This window comes from Gorillibacterium massiliense (assembly GCF_000455485.1).
Classification (GTDB): Bacteria; Bacillota; Bacilli; order Paenibacillales; family NBRC-103111; genus Gorillibacterium; species Gorillibacterium massiliense.
In genome coordinates this window covers 19807-37010 of sequence record NZ_CBQR020000054.1, presented here as the reverse complement: position 1 = coordinate 37010, position 17204 = coordinate 19807, and the positions used below count along the sequence as shown (strand labels likewise).

Annotated in this window: 18 protein-coding genes; 14 read left to right on the top strand and 4 right to left on the bottom strand. The window is 49.3% G+C overall.

Annotated features, from left to right (window positions below; translation table 11 throughout):
• Both TJ79_RS28410 and TJ79_RS05685 read left to right on the top strand, forming a co-directional pair.
• Nucleotides 1–3125: S8 family serine peptidase (locus TJ79_RS28410; RefSeq protein ID WP_040949328.1), on the top strand; the 3125-nt coding region annotated here is incomplete at its 5' end.
• A 527-nt stretch (nucleotides 3126–3652) separates the two neighbouring features.
• A complete protein-coding gene (locus TJ79_RS05685) occupies nucleotides 3653–4261 on the top strand; it encodes a DedA family protein (protein WP_040949327.1) in 609 nt (202 codons plus the stop codon).
• Between the two features lie 44 nt (nucleotides 4262–4305).
• Here TJ79_RS05685 and TJ79_RS27705 read toward each other — a convergent pair whose 3' ends face one another.
• Nucleotides 4306–4473, bottom strand: a complete 168-nt coding sequence (locus TJ79_RS27705; protein ID WP_202903295.1) for a hypothetical protein — start codon at nucleotides 4471–4473, stop codon at nucleotides 4306–4308.
• A 198-nt stretch (nucleotides 4474–4671) separates the two neighbouring features.
• Here TJ79_RS27705 and TJ79_RS05680 point away from each other — a divergent pair, with 198 nt between their 5' ends.
• From TJ79_RS05680 to TJ79_RS05650, 7 genes are all read left to right on the top strand, one after another.
• Complete coding sequence (locus tag TJ79_RS05680; RefSeq protein WP_040949326.1) at nucleotides 4672–5436, top strand: CPBP family intramembrane glutamic endopeptidase; 765 nt, start codon at nucleotides 4672–4674, stop codon at nucleotides 5434–5436.
• A 38-nt stretch (nucleotides 5437–5474) separates the two neighbouring features.
• Nucleotides 5475–6323 (top strand): GNAT family N-acetyltransferase, encoded by an 849-nt coding sequence (locus TJ79_RS05675; RefSeq protein ID WP_052339313.1) that lies wholly within the window; start codon nucleotides 5475–5477, stop codon nucleotides 6321–6323.
• Nucleotides 6324–6394: 71 nt separating this feature from the next.
• Entirely contained in the window at nucleotides 6395–7438 is a 1044-nt protein-coding gene (locus TJ79_RS25740; protein WP_238322818.1) for an RCC1 domain-containing protein, read from the top strand.
• A 174-nt stretch (nucleotides 7439–7612) separates the two neighbouring features.
• Nucleotides 7613–7984 (top strand): GntR family transcriptional regulator, encoded by a 372-nt coding sequence (locus TJ79_RS05665; RefSeq protein WP_040949325.1) that lies wholly within the window; start codon nucleotides 7613–7615, stop codon nucleotides 7982–7984.
• On the top strand, nucleotides 7981–8877 hold the full coding sequence (locus TJ79_RS05660; protein ID WP_040949324.1) for an ABC transporter ATP-binding protein: 897 nt from the start codon (nucleotides 7981–7983) through the stop codon (nucleotides 8875–8877). Before TJ79_RS05665 ends, TJ79_RS05660 begins: the two co-directional genes overlap by 4 nt.
• Entirely contained in the window at nucleotides 8874–9554 is a 681-nt protein-coding gene (locus TJ79_RS05655; RefSeq protein WP_040949323.1) for a hypothetical protein, read from the top strand. Before TJ79_RS05660 ends, TJ79_RS05655 begins: the two co-directional genes overlap by 4 nt.
• A 34-nt stretch (nucleotides 9555–9588) precedes the next feature.
• Complete coding sequence (locus TJ79_RS05650) at nucleotides 9589–10524, top strand: aldo/keto reductase (RefSeq protein WP_040949322.1); 936 nt, start codon at nucleotides 9589–9591, stop codon at nucleotides 10522–10524.
• Between the two features lie 64 nt (nucleotides 10525–10588).
• Here the strand turns inward: TJ79_RS05650 and TJ79_RS05645 are convergent, their stop codons facing one another.
• Nucleotides 10589–10804 (bottom strand): DUF6199 family natural product biosynthesis protein, encoded by a 216-nt coding sequence (locus TJ79_RS05645; protein WP_040949321.1) that lies wholly within the window; start codon nucleotides 10802–10804, stop codon nucleotides 10589–10591.
• Between the two features lie 151 nt (nucleotides 10805–10955).
• On the opposite strand from TJ79_RS05645, the gene lpdD reads away from it, so the two are divergent.
• Nucleotides 10956–11318, top strand: a complete 363-nt coding sequence (gene lpdD, locus TJ79_RS05640) for a prenylated flavin chaperone LpdD (protein ID WP_052339311.1) — start codon at nucleotides 10956–10958, stop codon at nucleotides 11316–11318.
• A 25-nt stretch (nucleotides 11319–11343) separates the two neighbouring features.
• On the opposite strand, the gene TJ79_RS05635 is transcribed toward lpdD, so the two are convergent.
• Both TJ79_RS05635 and TJ79_RS05630 read right to left on the bottom strand, forming a co-directional pair.
• The gene (locus TJ79_RS05635) at nucleotides 11344–12465 is read right to left on the bottom strand and encodes a hypothetical protein (protein ID WP_040949320.1); all 1122 of its coding nucleotides are present in this window, start codon (nucleotides 12463–12465) and stop codon (nucleotides 11344–11346) included.
• A 76-nt stretch (nucleotides 12466–12541) separates the two neighbouring features.
• Nucleotides 12542–13366, bottom strand: a complete 825-nt coding sequence (locus TJ79_RS05630; RefSeq protein ID WP_040949319.1) for a lipase family protein — start codon at nucleotides 13364–13366, stop codon at nucleotides 12542–12544.
• 186 nt (nucleotides 13367–13552) lie between these two features.
• Here TJ79_RS05630 and TJ79_RS27700 point away from each other — a divergent pair, with 186 nt between their 5' ends.
• From TJ79_RS27700 to TJ79_RS05615, 4 genes are all read left to right on the top strand, one after another.
• Nucleotides 13553–13705, top strand: coding sequence for a hypothetical protein (locus tag TJ79_RS27700; protein ID WP_202903294.1), 153 nt, complete (start codon nucleotides 13553–13555; stop codon nucleotides 13703–13705).
• Complete coding sequence (locus TJ79_RS05625) at nucleotides 13698–14336, top strand: HAD-IA family hydrolase (RefSeq protein ID WP_040949318.1); 639 nt, start codon at nucleotides 13698–13700, stop codon at nucleotides 14334–14336. The genes TJ79_RS27700 and TJ79_RS05625 overlap by 8 nt, the downstream gene beginning before the upstream one ends.
• 118 nt (nucleotides 14337–14454) lie before the next feature.
• Nucleotides 14455–15459 carry a LacI family DNA-binding transcriptional regulator gene (locus TJ79_RS05620; protein WP_040949317.1) on the top strand — a complete coding sequence of 335 codons (1005 nt, stop codon included), beginning with the start codon at nucleotides 14455–14457 and terminating at the stop codon, nucleotides 15457–15459.
• A 252-nt stretch (nucleotides 15460–15711) separates the two neighbouring features.
• Nucleotides 15712–17139: an ABC transporter substrate-binding protein gene (locus tag TJ79_RS05615; protein ID WP_040949316.1), complete on the top strand. Its 1428-nt coding sequence runs from the start codon at nucleotides 15712–15714 to the stop codon at nucleotides 17137–17139.
• Nucleotides 17140–17204: the final 65 nt, after the last annotated feature.

The window sequence follows — 17204 nt, the reverse complement described above, 5'->3', positions numbered from 1 at the left end:
ATGACCCTTACGAAACGCGGCCTGACCCGAACGACCCGAAAGCGGCTACGGAACATGGAACGCACGTTGCGGGAACGATAGCGGGCCGTGGAGATCCAACTATTGAAAATAATCCGACAGGCTGGGTTAAAGGCGTTGCTTATGGAGCGGATCTTTATGCTTACCGCGTATTGGGTCCCGGCGGGACAGGCACCAGCGAGAATGTAATCGCTGCCGTTGACCGGGCGGTAGCTGATGGCATGGATGTCATCAACCTTTCTTTGGGCGATGATTTCGACAATGAGGTTGATCCGACATCCATCGCTCTCGATAATGCGATGCTATCCGGCGTCGTAACGGTTGTTTCTGCCGGCAATAACGGACCGGGGGATTATACATTAGGGACGCCGGGGGCTTCAAGACTGGCGGTTACGGTGGGAGCTTCTACCCCGCCTCTGAACGTTCCGGTTGTTACCGGGTCTGGATTGAATAAGTTGTATGGCAGCCTTATGTCATTTTCTCCGGAATTAGGGGCTTTGAATGGTATGGACGTGCAATTCGTCTATTCCGGTATGGGGACAACGGATGACTTTGCAGGCAAAGATTTAACAGGGAAGGTCGCTCTTATTTCTCGAGGCAGCATCTCTTTTGTTGAAAAATCCATCAACGCCAAAAACGCTGGCGCGATTGCAGCTATTATTTATAATAACAAGCCAGGCAATTTTGGCGGCACGTTAGGCAGCGCAGGTGATTATATTCCAACTTTCAGCATCTCCGACACAGACGGTTTAGCGCTAAAGACGATGCTTGAAACGAATCCTAATTACACAGCTCATTTTGGAATCGAAATGACACAGGATACATTGGCGGATTTCAGTGCAATGGGACCCGCATTGCCCGGCTTGGATATCAAGCCAGACATTACTGCTCCCGGAGTAGCTATTCGCTCTTCGATTCCCGCATATGGCGGGGACTATACCGACGCTTATGCGGATATGCAAGGAACCAGTATGGCGGCTCCTCATATTGCCGGTGCAGCGGCCTTGATTCTGCAAACCCATCCTGAACTGGATCCTTTTGAAGTCAAAGGACTTCTGATGAACAATGCGGATCAAATATCGGATCTTTCCAACAAACGGTATTCTTATATGATGCAAGGAGCGGGTCGTGTCGACTTGAATAAAGTCAACGGAGCCGGAGCTGTTGCCTTGGTGGAAGAGCCATCATGGGGTACAGGCGACAAGACGGCAAGTGTTTCCTTTGGTAAAATGGCTGACGGTTCAAGCGCAAGCCGAACCATTGACGTTACGGGCATCCAGTCCGCAGATTATAGCATCGCCGTCAATTGGCTGGGGGATTCTGCCGGAACCTTAACGACCTCTCAACCATCCATCAGCGTGACAGGTGCGGAGACGAAAACCTTTGATTTGAATTTTATGGCATCCGGCACCGCCATGTCTGGCTATTATGAGGCTCAAGTCGTTTTGACGCCTGCCAGCGGCTCTCCCTTGACCATTCCGGTTTCTGTGTATATTGGGGATGTTAAGCTGCCTAATACCGTATCGGCAATTGCGTTTGCGCCGACCATTTTTTCGCCGAATAACGATGGGGTGCAGGATAGTACAAAAATAAGTTTCCGAATCAACACCTATAGCCCGTACTTTTCTCTGGATGTCTATTCGATTGAAGGCGGCGGGCTCAAATGGGAAGGAACGATGCTGGAAGAAACAGGCGGCATTTCTCCAGGCAGCTATACCATTAACGGTTGGGACGGTACTGTAGTGAAGGGGAATCAGGTTCTCCATTTGACTACGAACTATTATTTACTCGTTCCATGGGTAGGACCTAATTCAACTGATATTGCTCCCATCACCGAAGAGGCGCAATCTTTTATTCTTGATGTCGATGCTCCTGTAGCTCAATTAAATAATCCGCAAATTACCGTTTCTAATGGGGTCGGCACCATTTCCGGTCGGATCGTAAGTGATTTCTTGACCCCGCCAACAACCGCGGATTACAGTGATATCGGTGTAGCTGCCTTGTATGATGGGGACAGCCAGCAAGCTGACGGAGTAATCGCCAATGATGGCACTTTTACCATCCAGGTTCCGATTGCTCCCGGCGAAAATACCTTTAATGTCTATGTATACGATGCAGCAGGAAATGGAGCGGTCACACCGGCTTTTGTCGTCAACTATGACAATACCGAAGTTCCTCAAGTCGGTCCTGTTGTGGCTAAGGTATCTGCCTCACCTGTAGCAGTTGGACAAGCCTTTGATGTAGGCATTCAATTTCCTCAAGTTTCCGGACTGTATTCCGCCCAATTCAGTCTGGAATACGATAAGCAGTTGACCAAGGGGACCACAACGCCAAGCGTGACGATGGCAACCTATCAAGAGGCTAATAATCCCGGCGTCTCTCTGTTGACTGATGAAAAATCTACGGATTTGGGCAACGGCAAAATCCGCGTCGATTACATCGTCTCGCTCTTGGGGGATATGAAAGGGTATACGGGCTCCGGCATTCTAGCTAACTTCCATTTCTCCGGTCAAACCCCTGGAAGCTATGATTTCAAACTGTCCAACGTCCGTCTGCTGGATGGCGATGCGGGTGATATTGCGATCAGTGGAACGACCAATGGGGCCGTAACTATTCAACCAGTAGTTGGACCGTTGATGCATAAGATTACCGGCACCCTTACGGCGGAAGCCTTCGGTTCTGGAGTGGATTACAGTAAAGTCTGGTATTCCGGATCTGAAGGAGAGCAAAAGGTGATTGTGGAAGCGTTGGATGGTAAAGGAACCGTCGTATCCATCGCGGAAGTAGCCGCAAACGGCTCATACACCTTGACGGTACCGGATGGTACTTACACCGTTCGCGCCTATGTGCCCAGCCATGTCGCCAAATCTCTCCCCGTAACCGTGAGTGCTGACACGGTACAGAACTTCGGCGTTCTGAAGGCAGGGGACGTGAACAATGATGGACAGATCAATTTGGTCGACCTGCAGCTGACGGCGAAGGAATTCGGCAAATCGAAGGGTACCGGCTGGACCGGTGCTAAACCAAGCTTGGCGGACATCAACCGCGACAATGCGGTGGATCTCTTGGATATTTCCTACATCCTGAACAACTATCAAATTCCCTGATAAACGAATTATAGGAAAAGGCAGAGCCTACGCTCTGCCTTTCTTTTATATGCCGGTCTGCCAACCGCGAATAGGTTGAACCATTAAACCGAGCAGGAAACGGAGAGTGAGTGGATGAATACCTGCATCTTCGCAGGTATTCACCACAACGCTGTCCCAAGCCTCACGCAGGATCACGTCCACATGGGAGTAAGTATTCGAGAGTAGAACGAGCTCATTGGCCTTTGAGGTGCTTGTACCATGCCCTTATAGGGCTGATGGAAGCTATAGACTGTTGGTTATGACTTAGCCGTTTTCCGCAGAATCATGCGGTACCCCTTTTATTGAAAGCCAGGTTCAGTTTGACTATAGATGAATAAATCATGGATAACAATTCCTGAAATGGCTGATCTTATATTGGATTTTGCCTGAACAGTAGGGTTGGAGATGCATTTTTTGAACGGCTCATGTACAATGAGGTCGAAGGAAATTATATGTGGGAAAAGGGCATGGTAGAGGATATGCAACGTTAGCAGCGGGGGGTTTATGTGAATATTTCAGATATCGAACGACTGTTCGAAGGATATGGATATTTTGTATTGATTTGCGGTCTGTTGCTGGAGTTTATCGGGCTTCCTTTTCCCGGGGAGACGACGCTGACTTATTCCGGTTACTTGAGCTACAAGGGCGTGCTTCATCTCGCGCCGGTTCTGATCTTGTCTTTTTTGGCCACGACCATTGGAATGACTTTGACTTATCTCATCGGGAAAGCAGCAGGCATGCCCTTTATCAAGCGATACGGCAAATGGCTGTTTCTTACTCCCAGCAAAATAGATGCTACCCGCCGTTGGTTTGACAAATACGGGACGAACCTTCTTTTGATCGGATACTTCATACCAGGTGTACGGCATTTTACCGGCTACTTTTCCGGAATCATCGGATTGCGGTTTCGCTCATTCGCGGTGTATACGTATCTTGGAGCTGCTTTTTGGGTGGTTAGTTTCGCCTTCTTGGGCCATGCTCTGGGGCCGCAGTGGAAGCAGCTATTCATTCTTCTGGAAGAAAACGCCGGATTGCTCATTGCCGCTGCAGCCGGGCTTTTTATCATCTTGCTGGCTATCCGCACCTTAATGCGAATGGGCAAATCCACAAGCTAAAACGAACCGCCAGGCAGTGGCCTGGCGGTTTTTTGTTGCTTTTTTTAAGGTTCGTCCAACTCATCGGGGTTAATTAACGCGGCAGGTTTTGCCACCCATTCGTCGCCTTCAGGTTCTATGTCGACGCCGCTTTCGATTTTTTTCTTCTCCGCAAGAGAATCTCCTGCTTCATCCAGTTGGTTGCGTACCTCGTCTTCCGTGTCGTGAGCCATGACTATTCCTCCTCCATTTTTACTTATCCAATCGGATACTTGCATATTATTGGCTGGGCAAATGGAAACCTATTCAGTGGTTTCCTCTTTTTTTACAAGCAAGTTAACCCTCAATCCATATTATTCCTTGTAAGAATAGCGATTATTAGGTAATATTTTTCAAGAGACGATATTCATAGCAAAAGAGGAGCAAAGACAATGGAGAAGAAGAGCGCAGCAAAAGGTCATCCGATTTTATTTTCCCTCATGCTTGGCATTGTATTGACAGTACTGGTTTCCATCGCATCGGCAGCAGCGGAGATCCAAAAGTTAAACGATACGGAAACGATGCTGTCTCAAGCTGTCGCTTTTTTCATCATGGCATTGATTATTACGATTTATATGAAAAGAAAGGACGCCACCCTCGGGTCATTCGGATTTCGCAGAGTTGAGCTGCTTAAAGAAAAGCGCGTACTCTATTTTATCCCTTTGCTTATTATCGCGCTTGTGCAGCCCATTGTCGGGGGGATTAACCGAGATCTTGCGTTAGGCGATATCGTGGCTATCCTCGTATTTACCATGCTTGTGGGCTATACGGAAGAAACGGTATTCCGGGGCATCATTCGGGAACGGTTGAAGGAAAAGAGCAGGCTTTTTTACATCGTATTCTCTTCCGTCTTTTTCGGAATTTTACATATGGCAAATGCGTTCGGCGGACACGACGTTTTGGAAGTTCTTTTGCAGGTCGCGAACGCCTTTTTATTAGGTATCATCCTTGCTTTACTCATCGAAATGACCAATAAAATCATCCCTTTAATGGTCTTTCATTTTTTATTTGACGCGTTCGCCAATTTCACTAGTGCCAGTGCAGATAACAAGCAATTGCTGATAATTTCCGTGTTGGATATTCTGTATTTGCTTTATGGAGCTTATTTGATCTCCGTCATGCTGCGGAAAAAGCAACCCGTTCAAGTGGCTGCCTGATTATCGAAGGATTAAGTTAAGGTGAGGAATGATAAAGCATGAGGAAGCTGAAAGAACAAGATTATGACTGTGTGAAAATTCCATTAAGCCAATTGCAAATGAACACGATGTTTGCGGAAGCGGTTGTCGCCAAACGGCTTCCCGGCTTGATCTATGTGAATGATGAGCAGAATCCCCGTACCTTCTATATCGTACATCCATATGGGATGTCTCTGCTGTTCGGACAAGAGGATGATGAAGCGTTTAATCAGTCATTATCCAATTATTTGACGGATCATATGCAGATGAGGCAGGGGAGCGAGTGGCTTCAGGTGGATCCGGGGAGTACTTGGGCTGAACGGATCGATGCTGAGCTAATGCGCCATAATCGGGAGATGGCATCAGATGGAAATCTGGCTGATCATCTGCAAGCAATGGAAAAGCAAACGAGAGTAAATTTCCGGTTTAATCGCGATGTCTACACGTTAGCACGGCAGAGCCAGTCTATGATCGATTCCAAGGTCTTACCCATGACAAAAGAGCTTTTTGCAGCGCAAAAAGGCGGTGTCATCGCCCGATATTTTTGGCAGGATGGGGAGCATTTTAAGGCGAACGGAGCAGGTTGTTGTATCGTTCATGACGGCGAGATCGCAGCCGCAGCCTTCTCGGCATACCGCAACGAGCGTCAATTGGAAATCGGCATCGAAACGGATGAAGCTTACCGGGGTAAAGGGTATGCTTTCGCGGTATGCTCCGCCTTGATCGAGTATTGCCTGGAACAGGGGCTGGAACCGGTTTGGGGTTGCCGATTGGGTAACGTTGGGTCTTTAAAACTGGCGATGAAGCTGGGCTTTGAGCCGACGCTGCACCTTCCGTATTACCGCCTTGCCCAGAGGAAAGATGAATAGTTATGTTGATGTCGGGTGAAGTTCGAAAAAGAAGCTGTCTGCTTGCAGGGGTGGTTTTACTCACGCTCTTCATGGGGTGCACAGTTCCAAGCAAGGAAGAGAAGATCTATCAATCAGCTATAAAGAAGATCAAAGAGCGGCAATTTCCTCAAGCGATCAGGCTTCTTTCCACCCTTGGCAATTATAAGAATGGGGCATCCCTAACGGCAAAACTCCGGTACATCATGAATGGCGATTACATTGCCGTTGAGGGCTGGAGCGCGGCTGCGGTCAAAGCGGATGGAACGGTATGGGATAAAGGGACAAACGCCGATGCGCTAAACTCATCCGGTTGGAAAGGCGTATCCGCCTTGTCTATACGAGCTGGTTATCTTTTGGCGTTGAAAGATGACGGCAGCTTGGTTACCACCTGTCCGTGGACGGTTCAGGAGCTGGAGCAATCACAAGTCACTTCTACAAATGCGTTGAGTTCGGTCGTTCGGGAACTGCCGAACTTCCAGTTCGTCAAGGAGGTTCATGCGGATTACCCAAGTAGCATAATCGCCGTATTACAAGACGGAACCGTTAAAGCTGCTGATCCCTATTTAGCGGAAGATAGTGTATCCGCTCTCCCGTCATGGAAAAACATCGTCGCCGTCGCCGGCATACAAGATACGATTTATGGTCTGAAAGCCGGCGGAACCGTTGAGGCGACAGGGACGAATCCCAATGTTTATGCCGTTAAGGATTGGCAGCATATCATCGCTATCGATGGTAACGGAATAATCGTAGGCCTAAAGGATGACGGCACGGTAGTAGCCGCGGGAGAAAACCGGTTCGGCGAGGCGAACGTATCCGGTTGGACCGATATCATCGCCATAGCCGCTGGCGAGACTCATACGGTCGGTCTAAAACGCGACGGCACGGTAGTATCGGTCGGAGACAACAGCTTCGGGCAAAGGGATGTTGAAAAGTGGACCGATATCGTCGCCATAGCGGCCGGATATTATAATACCCTCGGATTAAAGAAAGACGGGACGCTCGTTATCGCTGGCGACAGCTCGGCAAGCGGAGTCCCGACGGCAGATGTAAGTGATGCTTCCGGTTTGCTAGTTCCCTTTATGGATGTAAACTAACTGCAGTAGCATCCGATGTCCGTTCTCACGATTTGTGAGGACGGATTTTTTGTCATTGGCATAAACCTTATTGACATTACGGTTGATCGGATGTATGGTTAATTACACAAGTAACTAACCAATTAACCAAAGTTGTTTTGCATGATATGCTGTTCCGGAAAGAGAGGCATTACCATGGTGTTCATAATGAATGACAGTCAACCCATCTTTGTTCAGATCGCCGAGCGAATCGAAAACGACATCGTGGAAGGGGCGCTGCCCGAGGAGACACAAGTGCCCTCGACGAATCAATTTGCCGCCTTTTATCAAATCAATCCGGCTACGGCGGCAAAGGGTGTCAATTTGCTGGTTACGGAAGGGATTCTATACAAAAAGCGAGGGATCGGCATGTTCGTGGCGGAAGGGGCGCGCAAGAAACTGATCGGCAAACGAAAAGAGAAGTTTTATGAGCAGTATGTCGTTTCGATGGTGAAAGAAGCCAAGAAACTGGGGATTACCGCGGAGGATCTGGCTGAAATGATTCGCAGAGAGGAGCAGGGAGAATGAATAAGGTCGTCGAGCTGAAAAACGTAACGAAAGCCTATGGCAAGGTTAAAGCCGTTCAAGACGTCAGCTTTACCCTGGAGGCGGACAAAATATACGGCCTGCTGGGACGAAACGGAGCGGGCAAGACGACGATCATGCATATGATCACCGCCCAACAGTTTCAAACGAGTGGGGATATCCGCGTATTTGGCGAAGATCCATATGAAAACGCAGGGGTGCTGCAGAAGATCTGTTTTATCAAAGAGAGTTTGAAATATCCCGATCAATTTACCTTTGCCAATGTGCTGAGTGTTGCCGCGAATTTTTTCCCCAATTGGGATGCTGAGTTTGCCGAACGATTGATTAAGGACTTTAACCTTCCGGTTAACCGGAAAATGAAGAAGCTGTCCAGAGGCATGCATTCCTCTGCTGGCATCATCATCGGTTTGGCCAGCCGGGCGCCGCTTACCTTGTTCGACGAGCCTTATCTGGGCCTCGATGCTGTCGCTCGCAATCTGTTTTATATCCGCCTATTGGAGGATTACAGCCAGTATCCCCGGACTATCGTGCTATCCACCCATCTCATCGATGAGGTAAGCCAAATGTTGGAGCATGTGCTGGTCATTGATAAAGGCCGGATGATCGTCAATGAGGAATCGGACATCTTGCGGGGAAGCGCGGTGACAATTACGGGGGCGGCTGCCAAAGTGGAAGCTTTTGCCCAAGGAAAGACCATCATTCATCGTGAACCTTTTGGAGGCTTATTATCCATCACCGTGATGGGAGCCTTGAGTCCAATGGAAAAGATGATGACCAAGGATACGGGCCTTGAACTTACCCCTGTATCGCTGCAGCAAATGATCGTTCATATGACAGGCGGAAATTTGGATGTAAAGACGGAGGTGCGGGTATGAACCGGACAGCAGGTGTGTTGAAGACGTTTTTTGCCGATAAAACGAGTTGGCTGTTCATTCCTCATGCGATACTGTTCAGCACTTTCGTGGTTAACCTGATTGTCGGCTATTTGTCAAATCATGAGTATTACACTGGCGGGTTATCTTCCCTTTATATCTATATGTTCGTTGTGGGCATCCTTTATGTTGTTCAAAATTTCCCGTTTCTGATCAGTTTCGGCGCGCGGCGCAAGGACTATTTTATCGGTTCCGCATTGGCGGCTTTTCTGCTTTTCGTTCTGGAGGCGGTTATGCTCAACCTTTTCGCCGCTATTGAAAGGGGCACGGATGGCTGGGGGGCGCAGGTCCACTTTTTCTCGTTACCCTATATGAGCGACGGTTCGGTTATCACCCAACTTTGGGTACAGTTTGCCCTCTTGAGCCATATGTTCTACTGGGGTTTTCTCATCGCCAGCCTCTTTCGTAGATTCGGGCGCACCGGTCTTTATATCTTCTTTATCGCCTTGTTAGTCATCTTCACCGTTCTTACCTTTTTGGTGGATTATTACGACGAGTGGAGAGCCATCGGCCACTGGTTTGCCGGTTCGACGGCTGTTGAGATTGCGTCTCTGTTATTTCTGATTACAATAGTTTATATGGCGCTCTCGTATATGCTGCTGCGACGTTCAGCCGTATAGAAAGAGAAGCAGGCGCAGAAAAGGAGTCGGGGAAATGAAAACAAGAGCGTATGGACAAACGGGAAAATCCGTTTCCGAAATCGGGTTTGGCGCATGGCAGCTCGGCAACAGTCGGGACTGGGAGGCAATGGAAGATAAAGCGGCGATTACCCTTGTTCATGAGGCTTTGGAGCGGGGGATCAATTTCTTCGATTCCGCTCCGAATTACGCCGGAGGGAAAAGCGAGGATCTCTTGGGAGAAGCTTTGCGCGGAAAGCGCGAGAAAGCCGTGATTAGTACCAAATTCGGCCACACGGCGGAGGGGAAAACGGATTTCTCCGCGGATAAAATAAGAGAATCGTTGGATCAGAGCCTCAAGCGGCTGAAGACAGATTATGTCGATTCGCTCTTGCTGCATAATCCGCCATTCGACCATTTGGATGGCAAATACGGCCATTACGAAGTGCTGGAGGAGCTCAAAAAGGAAGGCAAGATTTTGGCTTACGGTGCGTCCGTAGATTCCAGCAAAGAGATGCTGGAACTGATCCGCAACACTTCTGTCGGCGTGCTAGAGGTCATGTTCAACATCTTGTATCAGGAGACGGCTGAAGCCTTCGAGATGGCCAGAGAAAAAGGAATCGCCCTCATCATCAAAGTTCCGTTGGATTCCGGCTGGCTGTCGGGAAAATACAATTCGGCAAGCACGTTTACTGGCGTGCGGGCGCGTTGGAGTCCCGATGTGATCCGCAAGCGTGGGGCGCTAGTGGAGAAAATCAAAGGCATAACCGGTGCCGAGCTGCCTTTATCCATCTCCGCTCTGCGGTTTATATTGGCCCACCCGGAGGTAACGACAGTCATTCCGGGAATTCGCAACCGGGAGCAACTAGCGGATAACGTTTCGGCAAGCTCTGGAGAAATGAACGAAGCGGTGAAGAAGCAGCTTCAAGATTTGTGGGAAACGGAAATCCGCTTTGCCGATTTAGGTTGGTAGAGTTATCTGCAAAAAAAGGGCCGCATCCAGACTTGATCTTGATGCGGCTCCTTTTGTAAGTCAGTCATCGCAGCGACATGATGCCAATAGCGACCGAAAAGGCCATCGTCAGGATTCCGCTGACCTTGCACATGAAAAAATAAAAGTCGCTCGGTTCGGTGTCGTTGGTCCAGATCCATTTGAATGAAAGCAGAAACTGGAACCGCTGCATTCGTTCATAGCGGAAGCCGCACCAACCGTAAATGAAAAGCAGAATGTTGATGATGAGCTTAAGACCCATTCTGCGGTTCACCCTTCTTTTTCCATGCGTAATGATTGATACGACGGGAAAGCGGAAATGTTCCGTGAGAGACGGTTGATTTCAAATCATGTACAATAGAGGGGGATTATGGGTAACACGATTCTTGAAGAGAAAAAGGGGAGAAATGGTCATGGAGATTAGTCAAAACGGGGAAAACCGCAGAGAGACGCCCTTTCAAATTCAAGTTCGGGCTGAACAAGTGGGACGGGACTACCTCTTTATCGTTACCGGAGGAGAAGCCCATATCGGCGCAGTGGCAACGGCTTATCTGAATGGCGAAGGGGCGACGACGATCCTGTCGGTCGTACCGGGGCACCGGGAGGATCAACTGGTACAAGAATTGGCAGAACGGGCCTGTCTCACCCTTAGCTGTACTGCGACGGTTGTGGCAGGCATCCACATCGAAAAGGCGACCAAGGAAGAAATCAAACTGGCGGTTCAGACAGCACGCAATGAGATGGACCGGCTGCTTGAAGATTTGGCATCCCGCTAATTTCTTTGGTTCGCTGGCTTTGAGGTCAAGATTGACCATGATAGTCGTTTGCGGCACGAATAAATGCACGTACATCCTCGAAATCGGAGCGGCACATTTTGAATTCCATCAAGCCATGGCAAGTCATCTTCTTATGGCCGTTAAACGCATAAGGCGTTTTAACCAAGCATTCACAGCAAGCGATGCACTCTATCAAGTTGTGAAACAACCGTTCTGCCAATTCGGGGGACGTTTCGGCCAGCTTGCTTAAGGTCGCTTCCATGCCGTCTGCTTTTCTGTGCCAGAATTCCGGCTTGCTGCCTGTAATGATATACCAACTGAGAGAGTGGTGCATGATATCGTTGCTCGGATAAATCGTATACGAGAATCCTTGCTCCGACGCCAAATACGTAATTTTATTCCCGTGCTTTTCCACCAGCCGTTTGAACTTCATCGGCCGCAACGAGCGTAAAAAGGCATCGGTCCGAAGGATCTCCTCATAGATCTCCTTGGGGAGGCTGGATAGGCAGTTTTCGAATGTCGCCTTTTCTCCCGGCTTCACGGCAACGTTACTCACGATTGGCTTCGGCAAGTCGGCATTTGAACGGATGATCTCCACTCTGCCGTCATATTCGGTAACGCTAAACGCTTTTACGAACATATTCGCGCCTTTATCGCATGTGATTTTGACCGGAAAACCGGTTGCGTTCATTTCCTCCAGACGCTTTGACTTCATATATCTCTCGTTTGTCGAATAATAGCGTTCCTCACCACTTACGATGATTTGCATGGCATGAAGGTCATAGACGACGGAGATATCGACAAATTCATTCAGTGGAATATGATGGTGGAAAAAGCGGGGCTTGTATTGGGGCTCAACGATATCGTCGATTCTGCGGTTATCCGACCATGGCGTTCCGAAATTTAAGTGACCATTTCCTACTAACAGGTAAAACCCTGGCGCATCTATCCGGATCGTAAGGTCGATGCGCATAGGCAAGCGAAACGGTTGGGGCAATAGCAGATACGAGTCTAAGACACTATTTTTGTCGTCAAACTTTATGGAAAGCCTTCTTGTCGTCGTGACATGCAAATGTGCAGCATTAACTTCCGCAACCATATGCCCAGCAGGCAATAGCGAACCGGTATCCAGGTCATGTTTTCTCATATTAGCGCCTCGCACCTTAGGAATTTTCTACCAATCTAGTATACCATAGGGAGGCGGGGGAATTGATTTCTCCTTGTTACTGTGCGTATGACTTTTCGGCCTTTTTCGGCTTTTCTTCAGTGACAGGACAGAAGCCAGGGTTCTCCAGACAAAGGCTTTCCGTGTATTCCGGCTGGAGTTTGGATAGTTCCGCAAAGTAACTGGAAATGACGTGATTGCGGCCGAAATCACCGTTTTGAAAGGAAAGCGATGATTGGGCCTGGATATGCTGATAGTAGTACGTTTTTTCCCGCTTCGGCAGCTTATAAACCGCCGGAGGTACATATGTGACGATGTCGAAGACGTTGGCAATACGGTAACTTTCCGGGACTTGTTTGGCGAAGGTCTTCGCGAAATCCGGATCCCCGACGCGGGGAGATCCGAAGGTAAAAAGCGCCGGGGCATTACTGCCGGTGTTGTCCGCGATATCAGCCGCGCACAAGGTGGCAAGTGCTGCACCGAGGCTGTGGCCTGTTACGGTTAAGGGCTTGCCGGACGTAAGTTTGGCCAGCGCGGACATGATCCCGTTGCGCGTAGAGGAATAGATGTCAGTGAAGCCGCGATGCGAAAGGCAGTTACCGCCTAAAGGATCGAACTTCATTTGCGAGGCGATGACATCGGAGATCCAATCGTTCGCCGAACTGGTTCCGCGAAATGCGACGATGATCTCTTGGGGGGACTCTATAATGAACCCGAAGGGTTCCCAATCGTCAAGGAAGGATTTTGCTCGGATCGTATGAACGGGCGAATAATTCGCGGGAACGATAAAGGAGCCGTCCGGATTCGCATACTGGGCATAGGTCTGTCCGCAGACGGCAGCCAAAAAAATCGCTCGTTTTTCCCATTCGGTTTTGCTTCCCATATACACCCCGCCTTTCTTTTCACCATTACATATGATGGAGAAGCGGAACAGGTGCCTGTCAATGAAATGCAAGATCCGATTCATGTCATCTGAGGGAAAAGACCGATACGTATGCCGATATCAAAACCGCGTTCGCGCCGAATATAATAAAAATCGCAGTATACCGAATCGGAGGGAGAAGTACGATTGAGAACGGAAGATCAAGTCAAGAGAAAGATCATCGAATTGAAGCACGCGTTAGCATTTGCGGAAGGCAAGGCAGGGGCGGAGGCCATTGCCAGTCAGATTCTCATCCTAGAATGGGTGCTGGATAATCCCATGCAGAGCTATCATGCGTAGGGCGTATAAGCACATTTTGTTCGATTTTGACGGAACATTGGTCGACTCGGCGGCTGTCGTGGGGAAGGCCGTCAACGAACTGGCATTGAAGTACGGGTTCGGCGAGATCAAGCCGGAGGAATTCAATCTGTTTCAACAGCGGTCATTGCAGGAATCGCTGAAAGCGTTGAATATCCCGTTGTACCGCCTGCTTTTTCTGGGAAAAGCCGTAGCGGACTTTAAGAAGCTTTACCGGCAGAGGGTGAAAGAGTTGGTTTTCTACGGGGACATGAAGCGAATCTTGAACTTGCTTCGGAAGAAAGGGTACGTCCTGTCCATCGTGACCTCCAATTCCGCCGCTGCTGTAGAGGAGTTCCTGCACATGCACCGCTTTGACGGATTTCGCGAAGTGAGGTCTGCCAAAGGATTATACGGCAAGCATCAAACGATAAACCGCTATCTAATAAGGAACCGCCTGAAAAGGGAAGAGGTTCTCTACATCGGGGACGAGCGGAGAGACATAGACGCCTGCAAAAAGTCCGGAATCGACATGATGGCCGTAGCCTGGGGACGGGACTCCATGGATGACCTACTGGCGGATAGACCCAAATATGCCGTGGTTAAGCCATCGGATATTACCAAACACCTGTAGGGTAGATCTACTTGGCAAAATGGAGCGGGATATTTTTCCTGCCCCCTTGACGAACGAAATTGAAAACGTTATCTTGTAGATGTGAAGTTGAAAACCTTTTCAGAAGGATGTCCTGCTGTTGAAACCGACGATCAAAGATGTGGCAAAACTGGCGAATGTATCGATCAGCACCGTTTCCCGGGTGATGAACGCGCCGGAAACCGTTGTGGAAACGAAACGCACCCGTGTAACCGAAGCGATTGAGACGCTAGGCTATCGGCCGAATTCACTCGCAAGGGGGTTGATCTCCAGAAAAACCGGAACACTCGGTGTCATCATTCCGGATATTCGCAACTCCTACTACGCCGATTTGATTCGTGGCATGGAGGACGCCTCCAAGAAGCTCGGCTACAATTTGATCATCTGCAATACGGACAGCGACAAGAACCGGCTGATCTCCTATTTGAACAATTTTTACGAAAAGCAAATCGACGGCATTCTCCTCACCAGCGAACCCGTATATCCAGATTACTATAATGAGTTGAAAAGATTGAAAATGCCCCTTGTACTGGTTTCCACCCATTCCTTGGAATATGAACTGCCCTCCGTCAAAATCAACGACGAGCAAGCTGCTTATGATGCCGTAAGTTATTTGATCTCCTCCGGCCACAAAGAGATCGGGATGATCGGGTTCGATCTCAGCGACAGCATCGCGGGGCTAACCCGCTATCAAGGCTTTGTCCGGGCTTTAAGGGAGTATAATCTTGAGGCAGTCAAAAAGAACATTGTATATATCCATGACTGGGCTGAGAATGGGGAAGAGGCGGCTCAGAAGCTGTTCCAGCTTGCTCCTGAACTGACTGCCGTATTCGCGGCCTCAGACGAACTGGCTATCGGGCTGCTTTCTTATCTCCATGAAAATGGCATTTCCGTTCCTGAGCGGGTATCGGTTATCGGCTTTGACAATATTCGTCTGTCCCGTTTTACCATCCCCAAGTTGACAACCGTGGCCCAACCTAAGTACGAGATGGGTGTACGTTCTGTTGAAAAACTGCACCGGATCATTTCCGGTGAAAAGGACCCGATTTTGCGGGAGTACTTGCCACATGAAGTGGTGGTTCGCGATTCCGTAAAGAGAAGGTAAAAATTTTGTCAGTTTTTGAAAAGCTTTTCAGAAAGCGATTGCATAGCAAATTGCGAACGAAGATTAAGCACTAATCCCCGAGATTTCCGCGCTTTTTCGCAATTAGGAAGCGCATTCATGTTTGATATTATCTTTGACATTGAAAAGCTTTTCACAATCGATTTCGGAGGTGAAGCGAAGTTCAATTTGCGGAAAATGCAGCGTGACGACAATGCAAGCAGATGACCATTCTTATGAAAAGGGGATGAAAGTATGGGAAGAAAGCTTAAAAAATCGGCAACCCTTGCAACCGCACTTATTTTAGGAATATCCCTCCTTACCACCGCTTGCGGCGGAGGCAGCAAGAAAGAAGCAAGCAGTAGTCCGACCACCGCACCGACCGTGAAAGCGGCGACGAAGGCGCCCACCGCAGCGCCGACAACAGCAGCAACAGCACCTGCAGCGACGGGGGCTTTGGCGGATGCCTTCGCCGGTAAGTTTAAGGGTAAAAAAGTGACGATGTTCGGTCCTTTTACCGATGCGGATGAAGTCAAATTCAACACCAGCATCAAAGATTTTGAAGAGAAGACCGGAATTGATATTCAATATGAGGGCTCAAAAGAATTTGAAGCGACCATTTCCATCCGGGTTAATGGCGGCAATGCTCCTGATATCGCCGATTTCCCGCAGCCGGGTCTCCTGAACACCTTCGTTAAAGCTGGGAAAGTCATTGACGTCAGCACCTTCCTGAATGCCGAGAAGATGAAGCAAAACTACAACCAAAGCTGGCTGGATATGGCGACCATGGCAGGTCCCAATGGGAACATTATGGCAGGCGTCTGGAATCGCAGCAGCGTCAAGAGTCTGGTCTGGTACCCGAAAAAAGCTTTCGACGAAGCCGGTTATAAAATCCCCACCACTTGGGATGAAATGATGGCGCTCACCGAACAAATCGCAAAAGATGGCGATCCCGCTTGGGCTATCGGCATCGAGAGCGGCGCTGCCACCGGCTGGCCGGCAACGGACTGGATCGAAGACATCATGCTCCGGACTACCACACCGGAAAATTACGATAAATGGGTAAAAGGCGAGCTGCCTTTTACGGATCCAATCGTTAAGAATGCCATCACCAAAATGTCCGACATTTGGCTGAACGACAAGTATGTGCTGGGCGGACGGAAATCCATCGTCACTACTGCCTTCGGCGACGCACCAAAGCCGATGTTTGATAATCCTCCGAAGGCATGGCTGCACCGGCAGGCCAGCTTTATCACCAGTTTCTTCCCGACCACGGCAAAAGCTGGCGTCGATTACGACTGGTTCTACCTGCCGCCGATTGATCCGCAATACGGCAGCCCGGTTCTCGTTGCCGGCGACATTTACTCCATGTTCAATGACCGCCCTGAAGTCCGCGCTGTTATGGAGTTCTTTACGACCGGCGAATCCATTAAAACGTGGGTGCAATCCGGCGGGGCTATCGCTCCTATGAACGATGCCAGCCTGGATTGGTACACTACTGATGTAGATCGCCGCCAAGCCGAGCTGATTCAAAAAGCTTCCACGATCCGCTTTGACGGTTCCGATCTGATGCCGGGGTCCGTAGGTGCCGGAACCTTTTGGAAAGGTATGACCGACTATGTGAGCGGAACCGTTGATCTAGACGGCGCTTTGAAGGAAATTCAGGCAGGTTGGAACAAGTAATTCATCGCCGGACGAGTGCGGAGGGCAAACGGGCAACCGCTTAAGCCCTCCGTATTTTCCTAGCA

Bases quoted from the DNA above. Each gene is read 5' to 3' on its own strand.
- TJ79_RS27705 (WP_202903295.1), bottom strand. From the start codon at position 4,473: ATGGCTCACGACACGGAAGACGAGGTACGCAACCAACTGGATGAAGCA.
- TJ79_RS05680 (WP_040949326.1), top strand. From the start codon at position 4,672: ATGGAGAAGAAGAGCGCAGCAAAAGGTCATCCGATTTTATTTTCCCTC.
- TJ79_RS05675 (WP_052339313.1), top strand. From the start codon at position 5,475: ATGAGGAAGCTGAAAGAACAAGATTATGACTGTGTGAAAATTCCATTA.
- TJ79_RS25740 (WP_238322818.1), top strand. From the start codon at position 6,395: ATGGGGTGCACAGTTCCAAGCAAGGAAGAGAAGATCTATCAATCAGCT.
- TJ79_RS05665 (WP_040949325.1), top strand. From the start codon at position 7,613: ATGGTGTTCATAATGAATGACAGTCAACCCATCTTTGTTCAGATCGCC.
- TJ79_RS05660 (WP_040949324.1), top strand. From the start codon at position 7,981: ATGAATAAGGTCGTCGAGCTGAAAAACGTAACGAAAGCCTATGGCAAG.
- TJ79_RS05655 (WP_040949323.1), top strand. From the start codon at position 8,874: ATGAACCGGACAGCAGGTGTGTTGAAGACGTTTTTTGCCGATAAAACG.
- TJ79_RS05650 (WP_040949322.1), top strand. From the start codon at position 9,589: ATGAAAACAAGAGCGTATGGACAAACGGGAAAATCCGTTTCCGAAATC.
- TJ79_RS05645 (WP_040949321.1), bottom strand. From the start codon at position 10,804: ATGGGTCTTAAGCTCATCATCAACATTCTGCTTTTCATTTACGGTTGG.
- lpdD (WP_052339311.1), top strand. From the start codon at position 10,956: ATGGAGATTAGTCAAAACGGGGAAAACCGCAGAGAGACGCCCTTTCAA.
- TJ79_RS05635 (WP_040949320.1), bottom strand. From the start codon at position 12,465: ATGAGAAAACATGACCTGGATACCGGTTCGCTATTGCCTGCTGGGCAT.
- TJ79_RS05630 (WP_040949319.1), bottom strand. From the start codon at position 13,366: ATGGGAAGCAAAACCGAATGGGAAAAACGAGCGATTTTTTTGGCTGCC.
- TJ79_RS05625 (WP_040949318.1), top strand. From the start codon at position 13,698: ATGCGTAGGGCGTATAAGCACATTTTGTTCGATTTTGACGGAACATTG.
- TJ79_RS05615 (WP_040949316.1), top strand. From the start codon at position 15,712: ATGGGAAGAAAGCTTAAAAAATCGGCAACCCTTGCAACCGCACTTATT.